Here is a 26,266-nt window from a genome sequence, read left to right as displayed (position 1 = left end):
TGCGATGACCCAGGCGACGCCAAGGGTGCCGAGGCCGAGGGCGGCCGTCTCCTGGCCTACGGGGCCGAAGTCGTTGGCGGCGTAGAACACCGTCATGACGGCGCCGGCCGCGGCCCATAGCCACCAGGGCGGGCGCAGCGAGTCGGTGGTGTTGAGGCGGACTTGGCGGACCCGAGCCAGGGCATCGCGGGCCTCGGCGGGGCTGGGCGCATCCATGCTTTTCCTCCTTGGGGGATTACTTTCCTGAGGAGAAAGTAGCGCGTACTTTCCTGGGCGGCAAGTCAAAGCACGGAAGTTGCGGTGCCCTGTTGGCAGCGGGTTTCTTCGCCAGGACGCCCTCACACTCACGGCCGATGAACGTCACTCACAACTTTGTGTCGAGGCCGGCCACCGGTCACCCCCGCCGGCGCAGCGACTGTCCCGGCCATCGGTCACTGGATGGGTCACGACGGTGACCACGGCGTCCAGTTCGTGGCCACGTGACGTGAGGCGGGCAGCTTGGCGCGGGACGACCCGTCCCGGCCCGCGGGCGCCAACAGGTCGGTAGCTTCCTGGCCCATGGGTGCACATCGAGCCTCTCCGAGCCTGCCGTGGCCCGGCTGGTCCACCAGCCGGGCAGCTCAGGCCGCGTACGGAAACCACCTCGTCCGCATCGGCGAACTCATCCCGGCCCAGTTGTACGTGCACGTCCACGAGCGCTAGGACCTGGCGGCCGTGCACAGCACCGGCCACCAGGATCTCATCAACTCCCAAGTCAGCAGCATGGCGCTGGAGCACCGCGACGACCTGCTGGACACCGCGGCCGTCCTGGACGCACTCGCCCTGTGCCACGGGCACGGCAGTTACTTGCCACGCCCGTCCCACGGGTCGGCGATGGCCCGGATCGAGGCGCCGCCCTCGTATCCCCTTGATCATTTCCCCGTGTACGGCCCGGGGATAGAGGGCCGGTTGCGCGCCGTTACGGCGACGCCGCTTCCCGTCTCTCCCTGCGGTCAACGTCAAGACGGGTGCGGTGGAGTTCTGTGAGGTTCGTCAAGGAAATTGGGCTGCGTTCGGGCGGGCTGGCGGGCAGCATTGTGGGATGCCGGATCTGTGGTGGGGTGACGTCAGGAACTTCTTCGATCCTGACCTGATGGGGGCTCTGCCGGACGTGTGCGTGCCGGACGCCTCGGTTGCCGACTGGGAGGCCGTGTTCGACCTGATCCGGTCGAGCGGATGGACGTGGGAGTACTCGGAGGGAGGCGTTCCTGGGCCGCTGCCGTCGGCCGTGGAGGTGCTGTCGCGCCCCGCCGATGCGGATGCTGCAGATCTGCGGGTCTGGCCGGTCCCGGATGCGCTGGCGATCTTCCGTCCCATGTCCGCCGACGAGATCGACTTCGACGTCGACCTTCGCGAACTGCAGGGTCAAGCCGGAGTGGACACCCTGTGCGAGTTCCTGGGGGAAATCGGCCGGCGGCTGGGCAAGCCGGTCATCATGACGGGCCAGGGCGACTATGGGAATCCCGTGCCCGGGTTCAACCTCGCGGCCGACCGTGTGGTGCTGTTGGCGGACCCTCAGCTGATCGAGTTGGTCGGCGGCGCAGTAGGCAGCGCCGGCGCACACGAATGATGACGGCCGGAACCATCGAGCCGATCCTGAGTCACCCACAGTGATAATTTTCGCGGCCAATTGACTACCCGTCATGTGACCGCAGGCGGGGAGATCCGAGAGCATGAGTGCTTCGCTCGGCGGATGAGCCGTCGACTTGGTGGGGTGAGTCCTTCACCTGGCGCTTGCGGGGTTGGCTGCGGTTGTCCTGTCGTGAACGTGGTGATGTGCGGATGATGCGGGTGCCTGACACCGGGTCTCAGTTTGCCGCGTTCTCGGTGGCGGCGATCGTTCGGCGTAGAAGGCGGCGTGCGGCCTCCAGATCGGCGGCGCGTTGGTCAAGGACGTGCAGTTGGGCGCGGAGACTGGTGAGGACGCCGGGACAAGGGCGCAGCGTCGTCTCGTCGAAGGTGCAGGGCAGGACCTGTCGGATGATGCGGGTGGGTAGGCCGGCTGCCAGCAGGGCGCGAATGCGCCGCACTGTCTGCACCGTCTGGTCGTCGTATTCGCGATAGCCGTTGGCGCGGCGCTGTGAGCGGATCAGCTCCATCTGCTCGTAGTAGCGCAGCAGACGCTCGCTGACTCCGGCACGACGCGACAGTTCCCCGATCAGCACTGACCAGCTCCCTTTGGCTTGACCTTCCCGCGGTGTCAGGGAGCAACAGTGCATTGGTCGGTCGCATTCCGGGCCGGTTGCCAAGGAGGAGCAAGTCTTGATCATCGATGCGCACAGCCACGTCCACGACTCCGTCGAAGCGCATGTGGGGCTGCTGGAGGAGGCCGGGGTCGACCGCGCCGTGCTGTTCGCTACCCGCCCACACCCGGAGCGGGCCGGGGACCTCGCCTCGTTGCGCAGGGAGATGGCGATCCTGGACGAAGCCATCGCAGGGCGGGCCGGCACGGTCGAGGGGTATCGCGGCGCGTGGCAGGAGTTGGACGCGGCACTCGCCGCATGGCGGGAGCGGTTCATCGGCTTCCTGTCCGTGCCGCTGGATCTGGAGCCGAAGCGGATTGCCGCGATCGTGGAACGCGAGGTCGTCGGGCGTGGGTTGCACGGGATCGGTGAGCTGACGCCGCCGCCTGGACGGGCAGGGGTGATCGAACCGGTGCTCCAGGCGGCGGCCGATCACGGTCGGCTTCCCGTGGTCGTGCACGGATTCGCGCCGACCACGGCGGACGATTTGATGACGCTGTCGACTCTCGCCAGCCGGTATCCAACGGTTCCGTTGGTGGTCAGTCAGCTCGGAGGGCTGTACTGGATACAGGCCATTGAACTGGTGCGGGACACCCCGAACATGTACCTGGAGCTGTCCATGGCCAACATCGTCTTCGCGGTCCGGCTGGCCATCAAGGAGATTCCGGACCGGACCCTGTTCGGCTCGGACGCCCCCTACGGCGACCCGGTCCTTGCCCGGGCGATGGTGGAGCGGGTCACCAGCCCCGGTGAGGTTCGCGACCGGGTGCTTGGCGGGACGATCGCCGAATTGGTCGGACTCGGCTGAGGCGGGCCCCGTCCCCGGGTGCGGTGCCGACGGATCGAGCGCTTCGGATGGCGAACGCCGCCATCTGGAGCGCTCAGGATCACATGACGGCGGGCGACGTAGCTCAGGTAGGGATGGTGCTCGGGCCTTCGCTGGGGCAGTTGGGCGCCTGCAAGGGTGGGGAGGGGACGAAGCGCGTGCTCCGTGCGCTATCCGCACAGCACGGTCCTTCGTCCTGCTCCATCACTTCGATCGCTTGCTCCGTGGGACAGCGCCGGATCATTTCCTCTGGGTCTGGATAGCCGGGGTGGCGAGTGTGCGTTACAGCAGCCGGAAGGCGCGGCCGAGACAGCAGACGGTGAGGGTGAGGCCGACCAGGAGGACCGCCGGGCCGAAGGCGTAGTTGAACCAGGTCTTGCGGTCTTTGACGCCGAGAAGGGCGCGGGTGAAGGCGACCCCGGCAACGATGAGGGGGATCCCCGCGAAGAACCCGACGAGCATCAAGACCGTGCCGAGCCAGTCTGTGGCGGCGCTGTGGCTGATGTGGGCGACGCCGGCCAGGACGACGCTTCCGGGTTCGGCGGCCACGGGCTACTTGCCTCCTTCTTCGGCTTTCTTGGACAGGTCCTGCATGTCGGACTCGATGCCGGCGCCTGCTTCGTGGATCGCGGTGTTGATGCCGGTGGTGACGGAGTTCTTGTAGGCAGCATCGGCGACCTTGCCTCGGTCGCTGAGGTGTAGGCCGCCGAAACTGCCGTGTTCTTCCAGGTGTTGAAAGGCCAGGTGGCCCGCTGCGTTGCCGGTGGCCCCTGTGGCGGCGTTGGTGCCCACGTCCCATACCGTGCTCGCGGCGTCTTTGCTGTCGTCCGTAAGGTCGGCGGTCAGGCCGCCGGCGACGCTGCCGAGCGCCCCGTTGGCGGCGTTGCCGGCTCGGCCCTCGCCGCTGAGCACCTTGCCGATCGCACCGGTCAGTTTGGCGCCGTCCGCCAGCGAAGCCCCCCCCGCGGTGAACAGGGCCGTGCCCGCGGCCTGTTTGCCGGCGGTGGCGAGGTCCTGTTGCACGTCTATCGGCTGGCCGGTGAGGGCCTGGTTGATCATCTGGCTGCCGGAGTCGGCGACGAAGTTGGTGGCGAAGCTCTCCGCCCCCTTCTTGAGGAACTGCCCGCTGATCCGGGCGATCGAGGTGAGCACCTTCTCCAGTGCCGCCGCGCTCTCCTCGCTCAGTCCGCTGAAGCGCTCCAGGAGGGCGGCCACCTTCTCCGCCGCCGTGGTGAACAGCTTGACCAGGTCCACGACTTTGGCGACCTTGGCGGCTACGGCTGTGTTGGCGACGAGGTCGGAGAGGAACCCGGTGAAGGCGGACAGCGCGAGCCCGAGCACCTCCATCTCGGCGATCTGGACGCAGATGTCGATGATCTCTTCGTTGATCTTGTCGATCTCGTTGGCGTAGGACCGCAGGCCGTCCGCGACGTGGTGGAAGTTGTTCGCGACGTCGGTGAGTGTCTTCCGCTGGTCGTGCCAGTGCTTCTCGAACGCGTCGCGGGCCGCGCCGTGCCAGCCCTGTTTGTCAAGGCTGTCGATCGCGGTGTCCAGGGCGCGGACGACCTTGTGCAACTCGTTGCCCATGGTGTCCCAGGACCGTGCGATCTCGCGGAGCGTGTCACCGTTGCCGCCGGGGAGGTCCACCCCGAATGCCTGGAGGATCTCCAGGACCTTGCCGTCGATGAAACTGTTGACACTCAACTCAGGCCCCCTGAAAGCGCGTTACGGCTTGGAGGTGGCCCACGGCCGTCTGGTCGGCGTCCTTGTAGGCAGCGGCGTTGGTCCGCAGCCGGTCCGCGTCACCGGTCAGCACCTCGGGGAGCTGACTCAACGCCTTCATCGTGCTGTTCAGCAGCTTCAGGTACTTGTCCAGCGCGCCGTCACAGGCACCGAGAATGCCGAACGCCTCCCCGACCTCCGCCGAGGAGGTCGCAAATGCCTGGACCGGCGCGCCCAGGTCCTTCGCCTCAAGGTCGAACTTGCCTGCCAGATCCGTCAGTGCCGTGGGATCGACACCGAACTGCCCACTCATCTCGCTTCCCCCGTTCACGTTCATGCAAGGCTCCAGGGGTACGGCGGGGAACGGCCGTGCGCCAAAGGGCCTTAACGCGTTCCCGATACGGGTTTGGCCGGGGCTTTACCTCCCGGCGTTTCCGCGTGGCGCCCAACGCTCGGGTTGGAGCGCGCACGACGCAACTTCCCTTGCCTCGCGCCGAGTTCGGGGATGCCGCTTCGGTGGTTGCCCGCGCCGTCGACGAAGTGGACGGAGTGCCCCTGGGATCCGATATGATCATGGCGCAGCTTCGGTCCGCGGCAGCGGGCGGGAGTCGTGCGTCTGTGGTCCAAGGAAAGACGTCCACCAACCGGTGGGAGATGCAGGTGCAAGGCCGGCCAGGCGCTCGGTAGCAGGGGCCGTTCCTCGTGACGAGGGGCGGCCCCTTCGTTGTTCTCTGCCGACGCGCCCGCGCGAGCTTCTCCTCGTTGACGGCCGATGTCTCGCGCGCCCGGGGTACCCCTCGGCGTACGCCGTCGGGAACTCCGCTCCCAGCATTCGCCTCTTCGGGTTGTGGTTGGGGCAAAGCGCTTCAGGTGCCTGGTCCAGGCCGGTATCTTGGACAGCTTCACCGCGTCGGACCAGGGAGGACGGTATGAGTAGCGTGCCATGGACCATCGAGCGAATTCGTGAGGCACTAGCCAGTCCGTCCCTCGCCCGGCGCTTCGACGACGAGATCGATCGTGCGTCGGCGGACGAACTCCTCGACGTCTACACGAAGTGGCAGCGGATCGCGGGCGGTTTGCGGACGACCGTGGACCGCTGACGCGCGCCGGCCGTCGCCGCGGGGTGAGAGCGCCGTCACCTCACTCCGCGGGGCGCCCCTCGCTCCCCTCACCGCGCCAAGCACCGGCACCGCGGCCGCGCGAGTACCAACAGGTCGAAGAGCGTGACGGGGAGCTGCCCGACGGGACGGAGCGACCCTCTCGAATCGGCGCTCGTTCGGGACCAGTTGACGATCCGGTTCGCAAGAAGAATGACGTTCATCGTCACGGCCGCGGCCGTCAGTCGGATCGGATGCGGCCCTGCCCGGCCCGGGGGCGAGCCCGTACGATCGGGCTGCGTGTGCTGAAGTGCCCTGTGCGTCGGGCTGACGGTGAACTGAAGGGGCGGTCGTCATGAACATCCCTGGTCCTGAGGCCCGGGCGGATGGTGGGGCGGGCGCCCTCGCGGCCGCGGGTGGGCTGCACACGTACCAACTCCAACTGCACGCCGACTACGGGCCCGTCGTGCGGTTCCAACTCCCGGGCGCGGGTGAGGCGGTGTCGATCGCCGATCCGGTGCTGTTGGAGGCCGCGGCGGGCATCGACAGGCGGCCGGAGCGGCTGTTCGCGTTCCTGGACCCGCTCTGTGAGGCGGGCAACCTCCAGGTGATGCCGGCCGAGGAGCACGGGCCGTGGCGGCAACTGCTGCTGTCCGCACTCGCCGGACGGCCGTCCCACGAGCGGCACCTCGCGCGGTTCACGGAGTTGGTGACGGGGCTCGCGGACCGTTGGGCGGAGCAGGCCGAGGGGGCCGAGGAGGCGGAGCAGGCTGGGGAAGCTGCCCAACTCGGCCGGCCCGACGGCGCGCAGCGGGCGTCCGTCGCCTTGCAGGAGGACCTCACGGCGCTGTCGTTGCGCATGATCGGTGGGTATGCGCTCGGCGGCGAAGTGGCCGATCCGGACGGCGTGGTCGCCGCGTTCGAGGACGTGCTCACCGCCCATCTGGGACGGCTCTACGACGCGCCGTCCGCGGACCTGCAAGCCGCGCGCGAAGAGCGGGCCGACGCCGCACTGACCCAACTACGCGCCACCGTCGACGAGTTGGTCGGCGCACACCGCTCCGGCGGCCGCACGGACCGGAGTGATCTGATCGGCGCGCTCGTGGCGGCCGGCGAGCGGCCCGCACGCATCCGCGACACCGTCATGGTGACGATGCTGGCCGCCCACCACACGACCGGGGTGGCGGTGTCCTGGACCCTGCATCTGCTCGGCCAGCACCCCGAGGTCGCCGAACGGGTCGCCGACGAGCTGGACCAGGTACTCGGTACGCGCGCGGCACCCGACTACGCCGATCTGCGCCGACTCCGCTACCTGGACATGACGCTCAAGGAAGCGATGCGGCTCTATCCGCCCGGCCCGTACGGCGCGCGGGAGACGTCCGAAGCCCTCGTGGTGGGCGACTACGAGGTCCCGGCCGGGACGACGGTCTTCTGTCCGTTCTGGGCCGTGCACATGAACCCCGACTACTGGCCCGAGCCGGAGCGGTTCCGGCCCGAGCGCTTCACGCCGGAAGAGGCCGCCGGGCGGCCGAGGTTGGCGTATATCCCCTTCGGTTTCGGACCGCGAAGCTGCGAGGGCGCCACACTGGCCACCGTCGAGGCCGAGTTGACGCTGGCCGTGCTGCTCAAGCGCTTCCGCTTCCGGCCCGTACCGGGTCACGAGGTGACGCCGATCGAACGGTTCGTCCTGTGGGCGGCCGACGACATCCACATGACGGTGAGCCTGCGGGGCTAGGGCGCTTCCGACCGTCGGGTAGGGGAACGGGGCGGGTGCCGTAACCTCCCTCACCTGTTCCTGATTCTTTCTCAACCAACCCCCCAGTAAGGAGATTTGATGCGCTTGACTCAACGTCACCTCAGACGAATATGCGCCGTCGCGGGGGCGTGCACGCTTGCGCTCGCCGGACTCTCCGCCCCGGCCGCCGCCGATCCGGGCCCCCGGGTCCGGGTGGAAGTCCCCGGCCCGGCGTCCGACGACCCGGCGGCCGCCGACGGTCCGGCGGGATCCGGCTATCGCTACGTTCCCCGTAGCTTCCCGCGCGCCCCAGCCGCCGGTCTGACCCCGGTCGGCCTGACCTCCGCCGCAGGGGGCGCCGACGGCCGCGTCACCAAGGTCATCGACAACGGTGACCCCAAGGACCGGCTCGACGTCGTCGTGGTCGGCGACGGCTACACCGCGGACCAGCTCGACCAGTTCCACACCGACGCCAAGCAGAAGTGGCACGACTTCCTCGGCGTGGAGCCGTACCGCACCTACCAGAAGCTCTTCAACGTCTGGACCGTCGACGCGGTCTCCCAGGACAGCGGGGTCAGTGGGGATCCCGGCAAGGACGTCGTCCGCAACACCGCGCTCGGCGCGCACTTCTGGTGCGACGACACCGAGCGCCTGCTCTGCATCGACCAGCGGAAGGTCGACTCCTACGTCGCCAAGGCGCCGCAGGCCGACCTGGTGATCGTGCTCGCCAACAGCGCGAAGTACGGCGGCGCCGGCTACAACGAGGCCAGTCCGACGCGCGGTTACGAAGGCATCGCCACCGCCTCCGCGCACGACGAGGCGTCCAGTCAGGTCGCCGTCCACGAGACCGGCCACTCCCTCGGCAAACTGGCCGACGAGTACTCCTATCCAGGCATCCCCGCGTACCAGCAGTACACCGGGCCCGAGAAGCCGGAGGCCAACTCGTCCGTGTTGAGCGCGGACGCCATGGCCGCCGAGCGCACCAAGTGGTACCGCTGGCTGGGCGCGGCCTCGCCGGACGGCGGCACGGTCGGCGCGTTCGAGGGCGGCAACTACTACGTGAAGGGCTTGTACCGCCCGACGGCCGACTCCCTCATGCGCACCCTCGGCAGGCCCTTCAACCTGCCCGGCGCAGAAGCCATGATCGCCGGGTTCTACCGGCACGCCTCGCCGGCCGCCCCGGTCGATCGAACCCAACGGGGGAGTACCACGGCGCGCCTGGCCCTGCCCCGGGCGGGCGACGCCGCGCACGGCGCGGTACTCGTCCGCTGGTATCTCGACGGCCGCGAACTGCGCGACTACCGCGACCGCGATCGTGTGACGCTCCGTCAACTGGCGGTCGGGAGCGGCCGACACCGTCTGACGGCGACCGTCACCGACGCCACCTCCGCGGTACGCGACCCGGCCGTCCGCGCCAACCTGACCGGCTCCACCGGCTGGACCGTGCAACGCGGCACGGGCTCCGGCGGACGCTCCGGTACGGACCGCGCCTCCCAGGTCGTGGCGACGCCGGATGCCGCGACGGTGCCTGGACGGGCGGGGCGTTAGCGGGGGAGGTCCCGCTGTCGGGCTTCCCAGGCAGGCGCGTCCCGGGCGGGCGCGGGTGTACCGGGTGACCGGTACGCCCGCGCCCGTACCCGTTCCTGCCCGCTCTCAGGCACCGGCTTCGGCCTGCTCCCCGAACGGACCGTCGTCGCAGAACGCCAACTCGGCGAAGCGTGCACCGATGCGGCGGTGCGTGGCCGCGTCCGGGTGGAGGGCGTCGGGCAGCGGCAACTCGGCGAAGTCCGCCTCACCGTAGAGCTCGCGGCCGTCGAGGTAGTAGAGGTTGGGGTCCTCGGCGGCGCGCTGTGCCACGATGCGGGCCAGCTCGTCCCGGATGACGTTGAGGGTGAGCTTGCCGTTCGCGCGGTCCGCCGGATCGCCCGTGGCCAGGAACCGCAGTTGCCCGGTGCTGAGGGAGCTGAAGTCCGGAGCGCAGGGGCCGGGGGTGTCCTCGTGGATGGGGCACAGGATCGGCGAGACGACCAGCAGCGGGGTGGTGGGGTGGCCCTCGCGGACGGTGTCGAGGAAGCCGTGGACGGCCGGGGTGAAGGCGCGCAGCCGCATCAGGTCGGCGTTGACCAGATTGATCCCCATCTTGATGCTGAGCAGATCGGCGGGGGTGTCGCGCAGCGCGCGGGCGGTGAACGGATCGAGCAGCGCGCTGCCGCCCAGGCCCAGATTGATCAGCTCCACGCCCCCGAGGGAGGCGGCGAGCGCGGGCCAGGTGGTGGTCGGGCTGGCCGCGTCCGAGCCGTGGCTGATCGAACTGCCGTGGTGCAGCCATACCTTGCGGCCGCGGTCCGGCGCGGGTTCGACGGGGGCGTCGGTGCGCAGCGCGACGAGCTCGGTGGCCTCGTTGTGCGGCAACCAGATCTCGACGTCCTTGACGCGGTCCGGCAGATCGCCGAAGCGCAGGGTGCCGGTCGGTCCGGGTTGGTGCTCGAAGGCGCCGGCGGCCATGTCGATGGTGAGGGTGGCACCGCCGAACACGCTTGCCTGGCCGGTGAGTTGGCCGTCGACGAGGAGGTCGTACACCCCGTCCGGGCGGGCCGGCGCGCCCACGTATACCCGCTTGGTGGGCAGCGTCTCCAACTCGACGACGGTGGCCCGCGTACGGAACGCCAGTCGCACGCCGGAGGGTTGGGACTCGGCCATGGCGAGCTGGCCGTCCGCGTACTGGGCGCGGGCCCGTGCGGGCAGCCGGTGCGGTAGCAGGCCGTGTGCGGTGCGCTCCAGGTCGAGCGCGCCGCGCACGAGGTCCGGGGTGAGGGGGGTGGTGATCAAGGTGTGCTGCTCGGTGCTCATCTCGTTGCCTCTGCTGGCGTCGGCGGCCGGTTGGTCGGGGGCGTGGGTGGGAGGGGTGGTTCGGAAGATCCGAGCCGTTGCGGATGCGGCAGTTGCTGCGGTCGCGGTTGCGGGTGTGTCGGGCCGGTTGGGCGGTGGCGCGGTGGTTGCCGTGCCGGCCTTCAGCGCGCGGGCCAGTTCCGCAACAGGGCGTCGAGGGCGTCCAGGACGCGTGACCAGGACTCCTGTGAGTCGGGCGCGCTGTGGCTGAACCCTCCGGCCAACTCCAGGCTGACGTAACCGTGGAAGACGCTGCCCAACATCCGTACGGCATGGGTCTGGTCCGGCTCCGTCAGGTGGTAGCCGCGCAGGATCGCCCGCATCATCTGCGCGTGCTTGACGCCCGCGCTCGCCGCCGCGGCCTCCGGGTCGAGCCTGAACTGGGCGGCGGCGTAGCGGCCGGGGTGCTCCTGGGCGTAGTCGCGGTAGACGTTGGCGAAGGCGGTCAGGGCGTCCCGGTCGGCGCGCCCCGCCAGGGCCTCGGCGGCCCGGTCGGCGAGTTCTTCCAGGGCGAGCAGGGCGATCCTGGTCTTGAGGTCCTGCGAGTTCTTCACGTGCGAGTACAGGCTCGCGACCTTGACGTCGAACCGCCTGGCGAGCGCCGAGGCGGTCACCTGCTCGAAGCCCACCTCGTCGGCCAGCTCGGCCCCCGCCCGGACCAGACGTTCCGTGGTCAGCCCTACGCGCACCATGACGGTTGCCGCTCCCTTGAGTGCTCTTGCTTTTCCCTAAATGCTTTAGGGAAGTGAGTGTAGCACTTAGGTACGGGTGGTTGTCGTGTGGAGGTGTGCGCACGCGGATACGGGCATGGGCGTGCCTGTAGACGTCGGCGCAGGCACGGGCGGGGGCGAGCGTGCGGCGAGGGTGGGGTGCCGGTGGGGAGCTCCTGCGTCCGCATCCCCACCGGTACCCAGCCGTCAGCAACTCGCCCTGTCAGGGCGCCACTTGGCTCTGACCGCGGCCGGTCTCAGATCACTGCCTGGATCAGGCCGTCGTCGGGACCGGTTGCCGCACCGCGATCGCGTTGACGCGGATCGCGCACCGTACGACGTCGTCCATGGTGAGAGCGCCGATCTCGTCCGGGCCCAGCGCGATCGTGACGTTGACGCAGAAGGCGACGGCGTAGAGGGAGCCCTCGGTCTCCGCGTCCTGGAGGGCGAACAGCAGGTTGTAGCGGTAGCCGGTGCTGTCGGGGGAGGCGTCGTGGAAGGAGAAGTGCGCGCCGCCTCGGTCGCGCAGGCCGACGAAGACCTCGGTGAGGTCGGCCTCGGTCTTCTCCCAGAAGGCGGGGTTGCCGAAGGGGTGGGGGAGTGCCTGGCGGACCGCCTCCCGAAGAGACATCACCATCACGCCGATCGGCGCGGTCTCTTGAAGGCCCCAACCGCGGACGATCTTGACGGTGGAGCCTTCGGGAACGGCGCTCGCGGCCCGGCTGACCTCACCGAAGTCGACATCCACGGTTGCCGGCGCGATCGCGTGCCGGAACGCGTCGGCAACGGCCTGCACCCGTTCCAGGGCGGCGGAGCCCACCTCGAAGACGGTCTTGAACGGGGCCTCGCAGGCCGTCTCCTCGGCGGCGGGCTGGTCGGACATGACTGCTCCTCACATGCGGGAAATCGCGTCGCGCCGACCGGAAGTATGCCCCCGCGCCCGCACGGTGGCGTCACCGCCCTCTCCCTGCGTCCGGTGCCCCGGGCGGAGGCGTGGAGGCGAACGACCCTGATGGTCCATCACCGGACGAGGTCAGGAACCCGCGGACTCAACGGGGCCCGCAGGCCCAACGGAACCCGCAGCGGCACTCCGCCCGCCCTGCCCGCTCCGCCCCCGCAGCCCCGGCGTGAGGACCCCCACCGTCACGACGGCCGCCAGACACAGCACCCCACCGCTGACCAACGCCACCGTTCCCGACGTTGCGTTCGCCACCACCCCGCCCCGCATGTTGCCGAGGTCCGGCCCGGCCTGGCCCACGGTCTGTTCCGCGGCGCCGACCCGCCCCAGCAACGCGTTCGGGGTGTGGGACTGGACGATGGTGCTCCGGGACACCACGGAAACGGTGTCCGCCGCACCCGCGAGGACCAGACAGGCCAACGCCAGCCACCTGTTGGGCGCGAGACCGAACAGGACGAGCGCCAGGCCCCAGCCCGCCGAGCCGCCGAGCATGACCAGACCGGGCCCGGGCAGCCTGGTGAACGCCCCGGAGAAGAGCGAGGCAGCGATGCCGCCGATCGAGACCGCGCACAGCAACAGGCCCAACGTGCGCGGACTGCCCCCGAAGCGTTCGGCGTTGACCAGCGGGAACAGGCTGATCGGCATCGACAGCACGGTGGTTGCCAGATCCGTCAGCAACGCCCCGCGAACGGCGGGCGTGCGGACCAGGAAGGCGAGCCCGTCCGCAACGTCCCGCAGTCCGGCCCGCGCCGACCCGGCGTCCCCCTCCCGTCCCCCGCCCGCCGCGATCGACGGCAGCCTCAACGCCCCGTACAACGCACCGGCGAAACTGAGCGCGTCCAGCGCGTAACAGGCACCGACCCCCGGCCCGCCCAGTATCAGCCCGGCCAACGCCGGCCCGACCAGCATCTGTGCGTCATCTGCCAGACCTGGAACATCACGGCGACGACCGTCATGTGGCCGCCGAACCCGGAGAGCGTCTGGCCGACCCAGAGCCGTCGAAAGGCCCGCGACGTCCGCAGCGGCGTGACGTCGATCAGCGCGCGCCTCATTCCCATGCGGGATCCGCCGCCAGCTTCTCCACGATCCGGTCGTGGAAGCTCCTGCGTTCCAACGCCCGCTCGATGTCGACGACAACCCGGGAGAGCGGATACGGGACCTCGGCCTCAACCTCCGCCAGCGCGGCCTCGGTTGCCCGCCACTCCGCCGCCAACCGCCCGATGGCGCCCCGAGCCTGGTCCGTCAGCGCCACCCGCTTGCTGCGCGCGTCCTCGCCGGTCACGGTCTCGACCCAGCCGGCCGCCCGCATCGCGGCCACCTTCTGGCTGAGCGCGGAATGCGTCCGGCCGACCGACTCGGCCAACTCCGTGATCGTCATCGGCCCGCAGGCGTGCAGCCGCAACAACTCCTGCACGAAACTGGGCTTCAGCCCCTCGATCCGCCGCTCCGCATAGACCCGCGCGATCTCCGCATCCATCCGCTCCTGCAACAGCCGCAGGGGCCGCCACAGGCTCTCCTGACCGGGATCGCTGCCGGGGTCGGTGGTGGGGGAGCCGCTCATCCCGCAACCATAGCAGCGCTTATATAAGTGCTGTTGTATTTCGCCGACTCGCGTGGGACGCTCCTGTGCCGGCGGGGGCCGCTCCCCGCGGTGATCGCATTCCGCAAGATCGTCCATAAGGGCTGTCGGTCGCCCGCTGATCGCTTGAAAGGGAGCCCGCAAACCGCGTGAACGGGTTCATATAGGCTGCTCGCTCTGTCTTCTGCAACCCGCATTGATCTGGGGAGTTCCCGTGACCGTAGCGACCGCTGCGTCCGAACCGGCCGTCCCGCCCGTCGACGAGACGTCGGAAGAAGAGAATTTCTGGGACGAGGGGGCGTCGTCCGGCGATGAGGTCGCAGCGGGTGCTGCGGACGACCTGATCGTGCGGGATGCCCGCGAGTTCGGGGCGTACGCGCGGACCGGCGGCTGGGCGTTCGCGCTGAAGGTCGCGCGCAGCGTGCGGCCCGGTGGGCAGGCTGCGGGGGAGACCCCGAAGGTCTCCGCGAAGGAGTTCGCCGAGCTGGCCGAGTGCTCGCCGGAGCGCGTGATGCGGTTCTACAAGGCGTGGGACATGGCCGCCGATGACGGTGTCGTCCCGCAGTTCGAGGCGCTGGCCCCCGGCGCGGACGTCGAGCTGCCGGATGCCGAGATGTGGCTCTCGTACTACAGCTCCCGCAACAGCGCCACGTCCGTGCGCGGCACCGCGATCACCGCCGCGGCCGAGGCCGAGGGAATCCGGCCGACCAAGGCCCTGGAGGTCGCGGAGAACCCCACCGCGCTGCGTGCCGCGATCCTCGCCGACCCCTCAACCGCCAAGGCCGCCCAGGCTGCGCTGCTGGACCGGATCAAGGAAGACCCCGCCCTGCAGGCGGAGTTGGCCCGCGACGTCCTGCGGACCGACGAGCTGAAGAAGGCGGTGGCCACCGAGAGCCGGGCGGCCGACCGCATCGGATACGTGCGTCAGATCGTGGAGAACGGCCAGATCAAGACCCCGGCCGGACAGACCGTCGACGCGCCCGTCGAACTCCGCGAGGAGGCCGAGCGACACCTGTCCCTCCTCGACGAACTGGACGACGACGAGGAGGCCGGTGAGTGGGTCACCGAGGCGTACGACACGGTCAAGGGCCTCGTGGTCCAGGCCGTCGAGGACGACCCCGCACTGCGCGTCCAGGAACGCCGCACCAAGTTCTACAGCAGCCTGCAGAAGGCGACGAAGGTGTTCGAGGAGCTGACCTTCGACGACGCCGACGACATCTACGAGGACGACATGGTCCAGCGGCTGGAAGAGCTCCAACAGGCCATCGCCACCTGCATCACCGCCCTGCGCAAGGCGGCTCCCGCACACTGAGTGGCCGCGCTCCGGCAGCACCACGGCCGGTTGGTCCACCTGTCGACGCGTCGGCTTCCCGAAGAGGCCGCTGCTCCCGCGTAGGCGAGGAGAGCCCCCGGCGCCGTGCCACCCGGCGCCGGGGCGGCGGAACAGCCCCACCCACGGAGGTGGGAGAGCCCTCCACGATCTTCGTGTGCACCTGCCCCGGGTCTGGGGGCCACGCCAGCTTGCGGGCCGAGGCGTTGGGCGGCCCGTGGGCGGCACTCCGGGAGGGCAGTCGCATCTGTCCGTCTTGCCGTTGATTGAGGCTCCGTGGGTGTTGTGTTCACCCCTCGCCTTGGTGTCAGAGCACTTGGTGAACGGTTCCGTCGGTGGATTCCGGGACGGGTGCTCACCATCCTGGATGAGCGGGAGGGGAACGGTCGAACGGCGTCGGCCGGGACTTTTCCAGCATTCCTCACTCTGAATTCAGGATCGTGCAGAGAAAGGGCGCCCGGATCCGTGAGCAATAAACTACGGGAAGCAGTCCGCGAAATTCGTGACCGGGAAAGGGAAGGGCTCGGGCACGTCGCGTTCGGGGACGCCTATGGGAAGACCGACCGGCGCATGAACGTCAGTCCGCATGCTGTCGGAAAGAAGTCGGCACCGTCGGCGGGGCATGCCGGGGCGGTCCCCTTCGCCGAGCTCCTGAAGAGCCATCGGGGCCGGTCCGGACTGACCCAGCAACAGCTGGCGGACTTCGCCACGTTGAGCGTCCGCGCGATCCGGGACCTGGAGAGCGGCAGGGTGCGACGGCCCCGGCGGGAGAGTGTGGGGCTGCTCGCCGACGCGTTGCGGTTGGGCGACCCGGAGCGCCTGCAACTGCACGCCGCCGGCGGAAGCCCGGCGGACCATCGGGCCTCGCTGTTCGAACTGCCCGCGCCGCCCGCTCCGCCCGGCGCGTTGGTGGGCCGGGAAGCGGAGTTGCAGGTGCTGCTCGACCAGGTGACCGTGCACGGCCACCGCCTGGTGAGCGTGGTCGGAATCAGCGGCATCGGCAAGACGCATCTGGTGCTGGAGGCGGCCAAGTTGCTGCGCGCCAGGGGCTGGCGGGTCGGGTGGCACGCCTTGGCCGGGGACCCACTGTGCTGCGGTGTGGTCCCGGCGGCCGACTCCGGTTCCGACGAGCCGCCGACGCGCGCCACCGACCTGACCGACGACCTCGCCAGGGCGATCGGCGAGCGACGCGAACTGCTGGTGATCGACGGCGACGACGCTCCGGGATCCGGCAGCGTGGACGTCGGCGAACTGCTGCGGCGTTGCCCAGGTTTGCGCGTTGTGGTGACGGGCCTGGCGCCGCGCCACCTGCCGGGCGAGCGCGTGCTGCCGCTCACCGCGATGGCCGTGCCGGAGGAGGCGCGGGACTACGACCACGCCCGCCTGAGCGAGGTCGCGTCCGTGGCGCTGTTCCTGTCCCATATGCGCCGGTCGCGGCCGGGGTTCCGGCTGCGGGAGGACAACGCGCACGCGGTGGCGCAGTTGTGCCGCTGGCTCGACGGTGTCCCCAGGGCCCTTGAATACGCGGCGGGTTGGTGCCTGGTGTACTCGCCGGAGCTCCTGCTGGCCCGGGCCGGTCGTGACTCGCACCTCCTCTCCTCGCCGACGGGCTGCACCTGCCAGAACCTGCTGCGTTCCCTGGCGCGCAGCGTCGACGTCGTGGCCGAGCGCTACCGCCACGTGCTGGCCGAGGTGGCGGACCGTCCGCACTGGACGGTCGCGGACATCGACCACCTCGTCCCGGATCCCCCCGCCGCCCTGCACGCGCTGTTGATCCACGGCCTGGTGCGGCCGGCGGGCGCCCAGCTGCCGGAGCGGTTCACGGCGCTGCACCTGGTGCGGCTGCTGTACGTGTAGGACCGCACCCCGACCAGGACCGCACCCCGGCGGGGGCGATTCGGGCCGCTGAGACTGCCGCTGGTTCTGCCTATCGGGACCCGGAACGGCCATTACGTTTACCCGTATCCAGTGGCAGTCAATGAAAGGAACGGGAAATGGTCACCTGCCCGGAATGCGAAAACTCCGTGGTTCCCGCCGGAACGCCGGTGATCGGCGAAATCGTGGAATGTGGTGAGTGCGCCAGCGAACTGGAGATCCTCACGCTGGATCCGATACGGGCCGCGCTCGCGCCGGAGGTCGAAGAGGACTGGGGCGAGTGAGCCGCGCGGTGCCCCTCGCCGTACTCGCTTCTCGGGTGCGGGCCAGTGAGAAAAGCATCCTCGAAGCCCTCGGTCGCAGAGGGATCGCCCATCGGCACATCGACAGCCGTGAGTGGTGGCACCAACTCGGTGACCGCGGCCCCCGCCCGATCGTGCTGAACCGGGAGATCGGGCTCGCCAGGGCGACGTACGCGGCCAACGCGCTGGAGTCGGCGGGGGCGACGGTGGTCAACTCGGCGCGGGCGACCGAACTGTGCGGGGACAAGTGGCGGACGTCCGTGGCGCTGGTCGAGGCCGGACTCCCGACGCCGCGAACCGCCCTCGGGCTGACCCCGGAAGCGGCGCTGACGGCTCTGGAGACCCTCGGCTACCCGGCTGTGGTGAAGCCGTTGCAGGGTTCGTGGGGGCGGCTGGTCTCCGCGTTGCCGGATCGGCAGACCGCGGAAACCGTAATGGAGTACATCGCCGCGTTGCCCTCGCCGCAGTCTCGGATCGTCTACCTGCAGGAGTGGATAGCCAAACCGGGACGGGACATCCGGGTCGTCGTGGTGGGCGGCGAAGCGCTTGCCGCGACCTACCGGCGCAGCGAGGTCTGGCGGACCAACGTGGCGAGGGGCGCCGTGAGCGAACTGTGTACCTTGACACCGGACATCGCGAAACTCGCGGTCATGGCCGCGCAGGCGGTGGAGGCCGAGATCGCCGGTGTGGACCTGATCGAGGACGAGACGGGAGAGGTCCTCGTCCTGGAGGTCAACCACGGTGTCGAGTTCTCCGGTCTGCAACAGGCCCTCGGTGACACGGTTTCCGTCGCCGACCGGATCGTCGACCACCTCCTGACGAAGTCACGCCCATGCTCCGAGTAGCGATCGTCGGGGCATCCGGTTACATCGGCGGCGAGCTGCTGCGCCTGCTGCTCGGTCATCCCCGCGTCACGGTCGTGGCGGCCACGTCCGACCGCTTCGCCGGGCGTCGGGTCGACGGCCCCCATCCCAATCTCCGCGGCCACACGGACCTGTGCTTCGTCGGCCACGACGCATTGGAGAGCGCCGACTTCGAGGTGCTCTTCCTGGCCGCTCCGCATCGGGAAACGATGGGCAAGATGGCCGGTTTCCTGAAGCTGGCCGAGACCGTCATCGACCTGTCCGGAGACTTCCGCCTACGCGACCCCGAAACCTACGCCTCCTACTACGGAGTCACGCACAGCGCACCCCATCTGATCCCCGAATTCACCACCGGGCTGCCTGAATGGCATCGCGCCCAACTGGCCTCCAGCGACCGGATCTCGATTCCCGGCTGCATGGCCACCGCCGGCATCCTCGCGGTCCGGCCGATGGCCGAGGCGGGCTTGATCGAGGGCACGGTCCGGGTGGACGCCAGGACCGGTTCCAGCGGATCGGGGGCTTCCAGCGGACCCGCCGGCGCCCATGCTGAACGCAGCGGTGCCTTCCGGGTGTTCGCGCCCTCCCGGCACCGGCACGAGGCGGAGATCGCCCAGGCCACCGGTCGCACCGTGCGGATGTCCGCCACCGGCGTCGAGGCGGTCCGCGGCGTGCAGGTGTTGTGTCACGCGAAGGTGGCGTCCGGCGTGACGGAAAGAGAGGTCCGGTCCGCGTTCCGCGCGGCGTACAAGAACGAGCCGTTCGTCCGGGTCATCGCCCAACGGCACGGCCTGTACCGGCTGCCGGAGCCGAAGATCCTGACGGGATCCAACTTCTGCGACGTCGGGTTCGCGGTGTCCGCCGATGACGGCACCGTGGCCCTGATCGGAGCCTTGGACAACCTGGTCAAGGGCGGCGCGGGCGGCGCGGTGCAATGCCTGAACGTCCGCTTCGGCTGGCCGGAGCGGACGGGGCTGGAATTCCCCGGACTGCACCCGAACTGACGTGAGGCTGATAAAGCACATGCGAGACATGCTCGTGGTCAAGTGCGGTGGGAACGCCGCTGTTCGGTCGGATGCGATCTGCGCGGACGTCGCCGCGATACACCGCGGCGACAGGCCGGTGATCCTCGTCCACGGCGGTTCGGCCGACATCGACGGCCTCGCCGAACGCCTCGGAGTGCCTTCCCGCCGGCTCGTCGCCCCGAACGGGGTGTCGAGCCGGTACACCGACGACCGCACTCTCGAAGTGGTGCAGATGGCGCTGGTCGGCTCCGTCAAGCCCCGTCTGCTGGCCGCCCTGCGCGCATGCGGGGCCAACGCGGTCGGGCTGACCGGTCTGGACGCCGGACTTCTCGTGGCCGCCCGCAAGCCGGCGCACCGCGCAGTCATCGACGGACGCCGGCTCGTGGTCAGGGACGACCACACCGGACGGATCGTCCAAGTGAACGGCGACCTGCTGTCCACGCTGCTCGCGGCGGGACTGCTGCCCGTGGTGTCGCCACCGGCCCTGGCCCAGGACGGCCGGGTGCTCAACACGGACGCGGACCGCGCCGCCGCGGCCGTCGCGGGCGCCGTCCGGGCGAGCACCCTGGTGCTGCTCACCGGGGCGGGTGGGGTGCTGGCCGACCAGTACGACGAACGGTCGGTGCTCCCCGTCTGCCGGGTTCCCCGCCGGGGAGCGCCTCCGGTGGTCACCGGAGGAATGGCGGTCAAGCTGATCGCGGCTCGGGAGGCACTGCTGGCCGGTGTGGACCGCGTCCTGATCGCGGACGGCCGTCGACCGCATCCGGTCCAGGAGGCCCTGGCGGGCTCGTGCACCGAAGTGCTCCTGGAGGAAGAGTGACAGGGTTTTCCGACCCGGCCGCGATCGAACTGCTCCACGGCATGCTGAGGATTCCCTCACCGTCCTTCGCGGAGGCGGAGCTGGCCGGTTACGTGGTGGACGCCATGCGCGGAGCCGGTCTCACCGCGCGGATCGACAGGGCGGGCAACGCGGTCGGGGAGATCCGGCACGGCCCGGGCCCGACGGTGATGCTGCTCGGGCACATGGACACCGTGCCGGGGGACGTCCCGGTCCGGCTGGACGGCGATCTCCTGTACGGCAGGGGTGCGGTCGACGCCAAGGGGCCGCTCGCCACGATGATCTGCGCGGCCGCCGGGAGTACCGGGTTCCGCGGTCGGATCGTGGTCGTGGGGGCGGTGGAGGAGGAGACCACGATGTCCCGGGGCGCGGTGGAGATCCGTCGTACGCACGAGCCACCGGACGCGTTGATCATCGGCGAGCCCAGCGGCTGCGACACGGTCGTCCTGGGGTACAAGGGGAAAATCGACCTCCGCTACCACGTGCGGTGCGAGGCGACCCACCCCAGCAACGTCGTGCCCAAGGCGTCCGAGTTGGCGGCCCGAGCATGGACGGAACTCCTGGAACTGCTCGGCCCGGAGGCGAGCCATGCCCGATTCGACTCTCCCGGCCCGACCCTGACGTCGATCAACGGCGAACTGACCTGCGCCACCGCGGAGTTCAGCATCCGCACTCCTCCGGGCTTCGACGGTGCGGGCCTGGTGACGGCGCTGTCCGAGCGGTCGGCCCCGGGCACGCTTGAGGTCGTCAACACGGTGCGTGCCTGCCGGGTCGGCCGCAACGATCCCGTGGTGCGGGCCCTTTCGGTCGCGATCCGGGCGCAGGGCGGCAGCCCGAGGGCGAAGGTGAAGACCGGCACCTCCGACATGAACACGCTCGCGGAGGAGTGGACGATGCCCATGGCCACGTACGGGCCGGGGGACAGCAGCCTGGACCATTCCGACACCGAACACATCAGACTGCCCGAGTACCTGTTCGGCATCCGGGTGTTGACCCGGGCGCTGACCGAACTGGACGGGCATCTCACCAGAGAGGGCCGATGAGCGACGACCACGCGCGCAGGGCACGGGAACTCATCGTGCAGATGTGCGCCAACCCGGAAGGCGGCCACCTCGGCGGATCGATGTCCCTGGTCGAGATCCTGGTCACGCTCTACCACGACGTGTTGCGGATCGACCCGCGGCTGCCGCGGGCGCCGGACCGGGACATCCTGCTGCTGAGCAAGGGCCACGGCGCGATCGGACTGTACGCCGCCCTGGCGGAGCGGGGCTTCTTCCCCGAGGAGTGGCTGGCGAGTTACGGCGCTCCGGACAGCATGTTCACCGCACACCCGAACCCGGCCGTCCCCGGGGTCGAGATGCCGACCGGGTCGCTCGGGCACGGACTGCCGCTCGGCGTCGGCTTCGCGCTCGCCGCACGGTTGGACGGGAGCGACCGGCGTTGCTTCGTCGTGCTCGGCGACGGCGAACTGCAGGAGGGCTCGGTCTGGGAGGCCGCGATGGCCGCCGGTGCCCGGCGACTGGACCGGCTGGTGGCGATCGTGGACCGCAACGGGCTGCAGATCAGCGGTGACACCGAGGAAACCGTGGGCCTTGAGCCGCTGGGGGACCGTTGGCGTGCCTTCGGGTGGACGGTGCATGAGGTCGACGGGCACGACCCGGACCAGTTGCGGACGGCCCTGTCGGGTATCCCGCACACCCCAGGCAGACCGACCGTCGTGCTGGCCCGCACGGTCAAGGGCAGGGGATTGCCCTACATCGAAGGCCAGGCCCGCAGCCACTACGTCCGACTCACCGAGCGCGGGCACCGGCGTGCTCGTGCGGCGGTGATGCGCGGCGAACGATCCTGAACGGAGACGACATGTCCGTCGTGACAGCCGAACCGACCGCGTCGGACCAGGCCCGCGCGGCCCGGGAGATATACCGGGACGTACTGGTCGAGTTGGTCGGCGAGGACGAACGCTATGTGTGCCTGGACAGCGACACCGGTCTGTTCTCCGCCACCTCGTGGGGCGAGGCCGCGCGGCGGTACCTCAACCTCGGTATCGCGGAACAGAACCTGATGGGTGTGGCGGCGGGACTGGCCAGGTCCGGCCGGATTCCCTTCGTCAACACCATGGCGACCTTCGCCGCCACCCGTGCGCTGGAGGCGGTGAAACTCGACATCGCCTGGAACGACCTGCCGGTGCGGATCGTCGCCACCCACGGCGGGCTCTCCGCCGGCCATCTCGGCTCCACCCACCATGCGTTGGAAGACCTCGCCATCATGCGGATGCTGCCCAACATGACGGTGCTGGTCCCCGCGGACGGCCCCGCCACCGAGAGCCTGGTCCGGGCCGGCGCGGAGCTGCCGGGACCGGTGTACCTGCGCCTCGGGCGCGGCGCGACGCCGGCCCTGGCATCGCGGGAGCCGGTGCGGATCGGGGTCGCGCAAGTCCTGCGCCGGGGATCCGACGTGACGCTGATCGCCACCGGACCGGATCCCGTGCTCACCGCCGTCGAGGCCGCCGACGAGCTGGCAACCGCCGGAATCGACGCGGCAGTTCTCAACATGCACACGGTCAAACCGCTCGACCAGGAGGCGATCGTCGCGGCCGCCACCCGCACGCGCGGCATCGTCACCATCGAGGAACACTGGGCGGCCGGGGGCCTCGGCTCCGCGGTGGCCGAGGTCGTGGCCGGCCTGGGTGTCGGCTGCCCGGTGCGGCGGGTGGCGGTGGACGATCGGTTCGCCGCCGGAACCGGCGGACACCGTCATCTCTTGGCGCGCAACGGGATCTCCGGCGCGACGGTGACGGAGCAGGTGCGACGGCTGCTGGCGTGAACCGCCGCCGTCGAGGTCATCGCTCGTGGAACGCCGTGGACCATTCGGCGTCGGCGATCTCCGAGGCGCGTTCCCCGTGTGGCTTGTAGGCCGCCGTCGTGGCGACGGCGGCCAGCGCGTCGCGGTGCTGCCAGACCTTCTCGAACGCGTCGGCGTACCTGGCGAGCAACGGCCCTGACTCCGGGTGCAGATGCGCCTTTTGCAGGGTGAAGGAGTCGTCGAGGACCCGCAGGGTGGCCGGGAAGTCCTCGGCGCGGTAGGGGCGGGTCGCGACGCCGGGCAGCGCCCACGGATAGGCGCCGAACCCACGCTGTTCCGTGAACACCCGTTGCGCGGGCAGCGGTTGGAGCTGGTAGGGCGCGGCGGGCACCCCTTCGGCGCGCAAGGCCCGCTGTACGGCGGCGCGCAGCGGGCCCGCGCACTCGTCGGCCAGCCCGAAGGCGGCGGGGTTCACCCGGAAGCGCAGGATATGCCAGGCATGGGTGCGATCCCGTGGGACCTCGGGCACCAGGAAGCCGGGGAACGCGGCCAGCCGCCCCAGCAGTTGGCGGACGTTCTCCTCGCGGACGGCCGCTTCGGCGGGGAACCGGGTGAGACGGCTACGGGTGAAGGCCGCCTGTACCGCGTTCGGCTTGCAGTTCCAGCCCAACAGGTGGGCGACGTAGCTGCGTTCGCCGTTGGTCGGAATGAGCTCACCGAACTGCCGCAGCATGGTCGCCCTGGTCGCCACGTCCGCGTCATCGGTCGTGATCAGGCCGCCCTCACCACAAGTGGCGAGATTCTTGCTGACGTTGAGACTGAACGTGTTCACGGCACCGATCGAGCCCACGGCCCGGCCCTGATAGCGGGCGCCGTGCGCCTGCGCGGCGTCCTCGACCACGGCGACCCCGTGCCGGCCGGCGATCGCGGTGATCCGGTCCAGGTCGGCGGGCAGACCGTGCAGGTGGACCACGACGATCGCCTTGGTGCGGGGCGTTATCGCGGCGTCGAGCGCCGCGGGGTCCAGATTGAACGTGACGGGGTCGATGTCCACGAAGACCGGCACGGCCATGAGGTGCAGCGGAGCGGTGGCGCTGCCGATGAAGCTCAGGGCGGGCACGATGACCTCGTCACCGGCCCCCACGCCCACGGCGCTCAGCGCGACCGACAGCGCCGCGGTTCCGTTGCTCACCGCCACGCAGTGCTCCGTGCCGACGTGCTGCGCCCACTCCCGCTCCAGCCCCGCGATCTCCTGCTCTCCTGACGAGGCGGAGGTGAACCGGCCGGACCGCAGGACCCGTTGGACCGCCTGCTCGTCCTGCTCGGTCACCAACGGCCAGGGCCTGATCCGGAGTTCCCTGGGGACGGCTCGCGCGCCGCCGAACATCGCAAGGTCGACCGCCGACTGGGCCTGTTGCTGGATTGTCACCGTTAAGCCTCTTCTCGATGTGATTCCGTGCGAACGTCGCGCCTGTCAGTGTCGGCGTGCGCCGTCGCGTCCGGCGGCAATCGCACCGGCAATTCACCCGCCCTCCTTTGTGGTCCGCCCTCGGATTGCCGCTGCGACTGCCGCTGGTGGCGACCGCCGCTCGATAGCTTCGTTCTCGATTCCAGACCGGACTCGGAATGAGGGAATACGTGACCAGCCCTTTCGACGAACCGAATGCGAGCGTGGCCGGGCGAAATCCGGTCACCCGGCACCAGCGCGTCCTGTGTGAACTGGTCGCCGACGTGCTCCGGGTGGGCGACGTGGGGCTCGACGACGGCTTCGTGGCGCTCGGCGGAGACAGCATCATCGCCATGCAACTCGTCAGCCGGGCGCGGAAAGCCGGTCTGCGGATCACCGTCGGCGACGTGCTGAGGCACCGGAACATGGAAGCGCTGGCGGAGACGGTCACCACGGTCGACCGGACGTCGACGCCCGTCGCGGACAGCGGGGTGGGGCCGGTGGTCACCACTCCCATCATGCGCTGGTTCCGGGAACGCGGCGGTGGGGTGGACACCTACAACCAGTTCGCGGTCCTGCGCACGCCTTCAGCACTGACACAAGCGCACCTGATCTCGATGGTGCAGGCCCTGCTCGACCACCACGACGCCCTGCGCCTGCGGCTGTCCGTGCTCGGCGGCGACGAGGACTGGGCGCTCGAAACCCTGCCGGCGGGCGCGGTCGACGCGGCCTCGGCCGTCCGACGGATCGACGTGGCGGGGCGTCCCGAGGATGACTGGGCCGCGCTGGTTCGACCGGAGTCGGATGCGGCGCGCGACAGGCTCCGCCCGCGGGAGGGCAACGTCCTCCAGGCCGTGTGGTTCGACGCCGGACCGGATCGTCGGGGCGAACTGGCGCTGATCGTGCACCACTTGGCCATCGACTCCATCTCCTGGCGCATCCTGGTGGCCGACCTCGCGACGGCCTGGCGAGCGGTCGAAGGGAACGCCGCGATCGCCCTCGATCCGGTGCCGACCTCGTTCCGTCGCTGGTCCGAGGTGCTCAACGAGCAGGCGCACGCGCAGGCCGGCCTCGCGGAACTCCCCGACTGGCTCGCACGGTTGCGTCCCGGCGCCGCCCGGTTCGGTGCCCGGGCGAGGGTGCCCGGTCGTGACCTCGAAGGCCGGGACCGGTGCTTCACCGCGTCCCTGCCGGCTGAGTTCACGGAGGAGTTGCTGACCACCGTGCCGGCGTTGTTCCACGCCGACATCAACGACGTACTCCTCGCCGGGCTCGCACTGGCGATGGGCGACTGGCACCGCGCACGCGGCACGGCGGGCGACGGCACCGCGCTGCTGCACCTGGAAGGCCACGGCAGGGAAGGCGCGCTCGCGGACCTGGATCTCTCCCGGACCGTGGGCTGGTTCACCAGCATGTTCCCGATCAGGCTCGAAGTGGGGGAGCTGGACTGGGCGGACGTGGACGCCGCCGGGCCCGCGGTGGGGACCGCGGTGAAGCGGATCAAGGAGCAGGTGCGCGGCATTCCCGACAAGGGGGTCCGGTACAGCCTCCTTCGCTATCTGAACCCGGAGACCGGTGCGCTGCTGGAGCAGGCGGCCCAGCCGGAGTTCGTCTTCAACTACCTGGGCCGCTTCGAGGTCTCGGACGACGCGGACTGGTCGGTCGTTGCGGAGTACGGGACCGGCTTGGACGACACCGGGCCGGGTATGCCCATGGCCCACAGCATCGAGGTCAACGCGGCCACGGTGGACCAGGCGGACGGCCCGGTGCTGCGTGCCACCTGGACCTGGGCCGACAGCGTCGTGTCCGAGGCGGACACCCGCGAGCTGGCGGAGACGTGGTTCCGGATGCTTCGGACCCTGGTCGCGCACGCCCGCGAACCCGGAGCGGGCGGACTCACCCCGTCCGACCTGACGCTGAGCTCGCTCAGCCAGCACGAACTCGAAGAAATCGAATCCGACCTGCGGGCTTTCTGAGGAAGTTGACACG

29 protein-coding genes are annotated in these 26,266 nt (G+C 70.0%); 17 read left to right on the top strand and 12 right to left on the bottom strand.

Going from position 1 to position 26,266, the window contains the following annotated elements:
- On the bottom strand, positions 1-216 hold a 216-nt coding region (locus tag ACIQU6_RS28435), incomplete at its 3' end, for a hypothetical protein (protein WP_403484535.1).
- A gap of 342 nt (positions 217-558) precedes the next feature.
- On the opposite strand from ACIQU6_RS28435, the gene ACIQU6_RS28430 reads away from it, so the two are divergent.
- From ACIQU6_RS28430 to ACIQU6_RS28420, 3 genes are read left to right on the top strand one after another with little or no spacing between them, the layout of a single operon-like run.
- Positions 559-702 (top strand): hypothetical protein, encoded by a 144-nt coding sequence (locus ACIQU6_RS28430; RefSeq protein WP_403484534.1) that lies wholly within the window; start codon positions 559-561, stop codon positions 700-702.
- 12 nt (positions 703-714) lie between these two features.
- On the top strand, positions 715-1,026 hold the full coding sequence (locus ACIQU6_RS28425) for a hypothetical protein (RefSeq protein ID WP_403484533.1): 312 nt from the start codon (positions 715-717) through the stop codon (positions 1,024-1,026).
- Positions 1,027-1,081: 55 nt separating this feature from the next.
- The gene (locus ACIQU6_RS28420; protein WP_403484532.1) at positions 1,082-1,609 is read left to right on the top strand and encodes a hypothetical protein; all 528 of its coding nucleotides are present in this window, start codon (positions 1,082-1,084) and stop codon (positions 1,607-1,609) included.
- A 238-nt stretch (positions 1,610-1,847) separates the two neighbouring features.
- Here the strand turns inward: ACIQU6_RS28420 and ACIQU6_RS28415 are convergent, their stop codons facing one another.
- Positions 1,848-2,204, bottom strand: a complete 357-nt coding sequence (locus tag ACIQU6_RS28415) for a MerR family transcriptional regulator (protein ID WP_403484531.1) — start codon at positions 2,202-2,204, stop codon at positions 1,848-1,850.
- Between the two features lie 97 nt (positions 2,205-2,301).
- On the opposite strand from ACIQU6_RS28415, the gene ACIQU6_RS28410 reads away from it, so the two are divergent.
- Positions 2,302-3,090, top strand: coding sequence for an amidohydrolase family protein (locus tag ACIQU6_RS28410; RefSeq protein ID WP_403484530.1), 789 nt, complete (start codon positions 2,302-2,304; stop codon positions 3,088-3,090).
- Between the two features lie 300 nt (positions 3,091-3,390).
- Here ACIQU6_RS28410 and ACIQU6_RS28405 read toward each other — a convergent pair whose 3' ends face one another.
- From ACIQU6_RS28405 to ACIQU6_RS28395, 3 genes are read right to left on the bottom strand one after another with little or no spacing between them, the layout of a single operon-like run.
- On the bottom strand, positions 3,391-3,657 hold the full coding sequence (locus ACIQU6_RS28405) for a hypothetical protein (RefSeq protein WP_403484529.1): 267 nt from the start codon (positions 3,655-3,657) through the stop codon (positions 3,391-3,393).
- A gap of 3 nt (positions 3,658-3,660) precedes the next feature.
- Positions 3,661-4,812 carry a WXG100 family type VII secretion target gene (locus ACIQU6_RS28400; protein WP_403484528.1) on the bottom strand — a complete coding sequence of 384 codons (1,152 nt, stop codon included), beginning with the start codon at positions 4,810-4,812 and terminating at the stop codon, positions 3,661-3,663.
- Between the two features lies 1 nt (position 4,813).
- Positions 4,814-5,167, bottom strand: coding sequence for a type VII secretion target (locus ACIQU6_RS28395; protein WP_403484527.1), 354 nt, complete (start codon positions 5,165-5,167; stop codon positions 4,814-4,816).
- Between the two features lie 592 nt (positions 5,168-5,759).
- Here ACIQU6_RS28395 and ACIQU6_RS28390 point away from each other — a divergent pair.
- The 3 genes from ACIQU6_RS28390 to ACIQU6_RS28380 all read left to right on the top strand — a co-directional run bounded on the left by ACIQU6_RS28390 (position 5,760) and on the right by ACIQU6_RS28380 (position 9,210).
- Complete coding sequence (locus tag ACIQU6_RS28390; RefSeq protein WP_403484526.1) at positions 5,760-5,930, top strand: hypothetical protein; 171 nt, start codon at positions 5,760-5,762, stop codon at positions 5,928-5,930.
- A gap of 352 nt (positions 5,931-6,282) precedes the next feature.
- Positions 6,283-7,662: a cytochrome P450 gene (locus tag ACIQU6_RS28385; protein WP_403484525.1), complete on the top strand. Its 1,380-nt coding sequence runs from the start codon at positions 6,283-6,285 to the stop codon at positions 7,660-7,662.
- A 99-nt stretch (positions 7,663-7,761) separates the two neighbouring features.
- Positions 7,762-9,210: a M64 family metallopeptidase gene (locus tag ACIQU6_RS28380; protein ID WP_403484524.1), complete on the top strand. Its 1,449-nt coding sequence runs from the start codon at positions 7,762-7,764 to the stop codon at positions 9,208-9,210.
- A 105-nt stretch (positions 9,211-9,315) separates the two neighbouring features.
- On the opposite strand, the gene ACIQU6_RS28375 is transcribed toward ACIQU6_RS28380, so the two are convergent.
- From ACIQU6_RS28375 to ACIQU6_RS28350, 6 genes are all read right to left on the bottom strand, one after another.
- Complete coding sequence (locus tag ACIQU6_RS28375; protein ID WP_403484523.1) at positions 9,316-10,512, bottom strand: GDSL-type esterase/lipase family protein; 1,197 nt, start codon at positions 10,510-10,512, stop codon at positions 9,316-9,318.
- Positions 10,513-10,673: 161 nt separating this feature from the next.
- A complete protein-coding gene (locus tag ACIQU6_RS28370; protein ID WP_403484522.1) occupies positions 10,674-11,243 on the bottom strand; it encodes a TetR/AcrR family transcriptional regulator in 570 nt (189 codons plus the stop codon).
- A gap of 292 nt (positions 11,244-11,535) precedes the next feature.
- Positions 11,536-12,144, bottom strand: a complete 609-nt coding sequence (locus ACIQU6_RS28365; RefSeq protein WP_403484521.1) for a Type-2Aa cytolytic delta-endotoxin — start codon at positions 12,142-12,144, stop codon at positions 11,536-11,538.
- Positions 12,145-12,294: 150 nt separating this feature from the next.
- A complete protein-coding gene (locus tag ACIQU6_RS28360; RefSeq protein ID WP_403484520.1) occupies positions 12,295-13,128 on the bottom strand; it encodes an MFS transporter in 834 nt (277 codons plus the stop codon).
- A complete protein-coding gene (locus ACIQU6_RS28355; protein WP_403484519.1) occupies positions 13,098-13,277 on the bottom strand; it encodes a hypothetical protein in 180 nt (59 codons plus the stop codon). The genes ACIQU6_RS28360 and ACIQU6_RS28355 overlap by 31 nt, the downstream gene beginning before the upstream one ends.
- The gene (locus ACIQU6_RS28350) at positions 13,268-13,780 is read right to left on the bottom strand and encodes a MarR family winged helix-turn-helix transcriptional regulator (RefSeq protein ID WP_403484518.1); all 513 of its coding nucleotides are present in this window, start codon (positions 13,778-13,780) and stop codon (positions 13,268-13,270) included. The genes ACIQU6_RS28355 and ACIQU6_RS28350 overlap by 10 nt, the downstream gene beginning before the upstream one ends.
- Before the next feature lie 232 nt (positions 13,781-14,012).
- Between ACIQU6_RS28350 and ACIQU6_RS28345 the strand changes: the two genes are divergently transcribed.
- From ACIQU6_RS28345 to ACIQU6_RS28305, 9 genes are all read left to right on the top strand, one after another.
- Entirely contained in the window at positions 14,013-15,110 is a 1,098-nt protein-coding gene (locus tag ACIQU6_RS28345; RefSeq protein WP_403484517.1) for a hypothetical protein, read from the top strand.
- A gap of 588 nt (positions 15,111-15,698) precedes the next feature.
- Positions 15,699-16,985 (top strand): helix-turn-helix domain-containing protein, encoded by a 1,287-nt coding sequence (locus ACIQU6_RS28340; protein ID WP_403484516.1) that lies wholly within the window; start codon positions 15,699-15,701, stop codon positions 16,983-16,985.
- 137 nt (positions 16,986-17,122) lie between these two features.
- Complete coding sequence (locus tag ACIQU6_RS28335) at positions 17,123-17,287, top strand: lysine biosynthesis protein LysW (protein WP_403484515.1); 165 nt, start codon at positions 17,123-17,125, stop codon at positions 17,285-17,287.
- Complete coding sequence (locus tag ACIQU6_RS28330) at positions 17,284-18,150, top strand: RimK family alpha-L-glutamate ligase (RefSeq protein ID WP_403484514.1); 867 nt, start codon at positions 17,284-17,286, stop codon at positions 18,148-18,150. The genes ACIQU6_RS28335 and ACIQU6_RS28330 overlap by 4 nt, the downstream gene beginning before the upstream one ends.
- Positions 18,138-19,169 (top strand): N-acetyl-gamma-glutamyl-phosphate reductase, encoded by a 1,032-nt coding sequence (argC, locus tag ACIQU6_RS28325; protein ID WP_403484513.1) that lies wholly within the window; start codon positions 18,138-18,140, stop codon positions 19,167-19,169. The genes ACIQU6_RS28330 and argC overlap by 13 nt, the downstream gene beginning before the upstream one ends.
- Before the next feature lie 19 nt (positions 19,170-19,188).
- Entirely contained in the window at positions 19,189-20,010 is an 822-nt protein-coding gene (locus ACIQU6_RS28320) for a [LysW]-aminoadipate kinase (protein WP_403484512.1), read from the top strand.
- Positions 20,007-21,071 carry a M20/M25/M40 family metallo-hydrolase gene (locus ACIQU6_RS28315; protein ID WP_403484511.1) on the top strand — a complete coding sequence of 355 codons (1,065 nt, stop codon included), beginning with the start codon at positions 20,007-20,009 and terminating at the stop codon, positions 21,069-21,071. Before ACIQU6_RS28320 ends, ACIQU6_RS28315 begins: the two co-directional genes overlap by 4 nt.
- Positions 21,068-21,877 (top strand): transketolase, encoded by an 810-nt coding sequence (locus ACIQU6_RS28310; RefSeq protein WP_403484510.1) that lies wholly within the window; start codon positions 21,068-21,070, stop codon positions 21,875-21,877. The genes ACIQU6_RS28315 and ACIQU6_RS28310 overlap by 4 nt, the downstream gene beginning before the upstream one ends.
- 11 nt (positions 21,878-21,888) lie before the next feature.
- The gene (locus ACIQU6_RS28305) at positions 21,889-22,851 is read left to right on the top strand and encodes a transketolase family protein (protein ID WP_403484509.1); all 963 of its coding nucleotides are present in this window, start codon (positions 21,889-21,891) and stop codon (positions 22,849-22,851) included.
- Positions 22,852-22,867: 16 nt separating this feature from the next.
- Here ACIQU6_RS28305 and ACIQU6_RS28300 read toward each other — a convergent pair whose 3' ends face one another.
- Positions 22,868-24,259 (bottom strand): DegT/DnrJ/EryC1/StrS family aminotransferase, encoded by a 1,392-nt coding sequence (locus ACIQU6_RS28300; protein ID WP_403484508.1) that lies wholly within the window; start codon positions 24,257-24,259, stop codon positions 22,868-22,870.
- Between the two features lie 209 nt (positions 24,260-24,468).
- Between ACIQU6_RS28300 and ACIQU6_RS28295 the strand changes: the two genes are divergently transcribed.
- The gene (locus tag ACIQU6_RS28295; RefSeq protein ID WP_403484507.1) at positions 24,469-26,253 is read left to right on the top strand and encodes a condensation domain-containing protein; all 1,785 of its coding nucleotides are present in this window, start codon (positions 24,469-24,471) and stop codon (positions 26,251-26,253) included.
- The last annotated feature ends 13 nt before the right edge of the window (positions 26,254-26,266 follow it).

The sequence above is a fragment of the Streptomyces sp. NPDC090442 genome, assembly GCF_044769405.1.
Classification (GTDB): domain Bacteria; phylum Actinomycetota; class Actinomycetes; order Streptomycetales; family Streptomycetaceae; genus Streptomyces.
The sequence above is the reverse complement of the archived record's forward strand: the minus strand, read 5'-3'. Positions and strand labels throughout refer to the sequence as shown.

Coding starts and splice junctions, on each gene's coding strand:
- ACIQU6_RS28430 (WP_403484534.1), top strand. CDS start 559: ATGGGTGCACATCGAGCCTCTCCGAGCCTGCCGTGGCCCGGCTGGTCC.
- ACIQU6_RS28420 (WP_403484532.1), top strand. CDS start 1,082: ATGCCGGATCTGTGGTGGGGTGACGTCAGGAACTTCTTCGATCCTGAC.
- ACIQU6_RS28395 (WP_403484527.1), bottom strand. CDS start 5,167: ATGAACGTGAACGGGGGAAGCGAGATGAGTGGGCAGTTCGGTGTCGAT.
- ACIQU6_RS28390 (WP_403484526.1), top strand. CDS start 5,760: ATGAGTAGCGTGCCATGGACCATCGAGCGAATTCGTGAGGCACTAGCC.
- ACIQU6_RS28385 (WP_403484525.1), top strand. CDS start 6,283: ATGAACATCCCTGGTCCTGAGGCCCGGGCGGATGGTGGGGCGGGCGCC.
- ACIQU6_RS28380 (WP_403484524.1), top strand. CDS start 7,762: ATGCGCTTGACTCAACGTCACCTCAGACGAATATGCGCCGTCGCGGGG.
- ACIQU6_RS28375 (WP_403484523.1), bottom strand. CDS start 10,512: ATGAGCACCGAGCAGCACACCTTGATCACCACCCCCCTCACCCCGGAC.
- ACIQU6_RS28370 (WP_403484522.1), bottom strand. CDS start 11,243: ATGGTGCGCGTAGGGCTGACCACGGAACGTCTGGTCCGGGCGGGGGCC.
- ACIQU6_RS28365 (WP_403484521.1), bottom strand. CDS start 12,144: ATGTCCGACCAGCCCGCCGCCGAGGAGACGGCCTGCGAGGCCCCGTTC.
- ACIQU6_RS28360 (WP_403484520.1), bottom strand. CDS start 13,128: ATGCTGGTCGGGCCGGCGTTGGCCGGGCTGATACTGGGCGGGCCGGGG.
- ACIQU6_RS28355 (WP_403484519.1), bottom strand. CDS start 13,277: ATGGGAATGAGGCGCGCGCTGATCGACGTCACGCCGCTGCGGACGTCG.
- ACIQU6_RS28350 (WP_403484518.1), bottom strand. CDS start 13,780: ATGAGCGGCTCCCCCACCACCGACCCCGGCAGCGATCCCGGTCAGGAG.
- ACIQU6_RS28340 (WP_403484516.1), top strand. CDS start 15,699: ATGAACGTCAGTCCGCATGCTGTCGGAAAGAAGTCGGCACCGTCGGCG.
- ACIQU6_RS28335 (WP_403484515.1), top strand. CDS start 17,123: ATGGTCACCTGCCCGGAATGCGAAAACTCCGTGGTTCCCGCCGGAACG.
- argC (WP_403484513.1), top strand. CDS start 18,138: ATGCTCCGAGTAGCGATCGTCGGGGCATCCGGTTACATCGGCGGCGAG.
- ACIQU6_RS28320 (WP_403484512.1), top strand. CDS start 19,189: ATGCGAGACATGCTCGTGGTCAAGTGCGGTGGGAACGCCGCTGTTCGG.
- ACIQU6_RS28310 (WP_403484510.1), top strand. CDS start 21,068: ATGAGCGACGACCACGCGCGCAGGGCACGGGAACTCATCGTGCAGATG.
- ACIQU6_RS28305 (WP_403484509.1), top strand. CDS start 21,889: ATGTCCGTCGTGACAGCCGAACCGACCGCGTCGGACCAGGCCCGCGCG.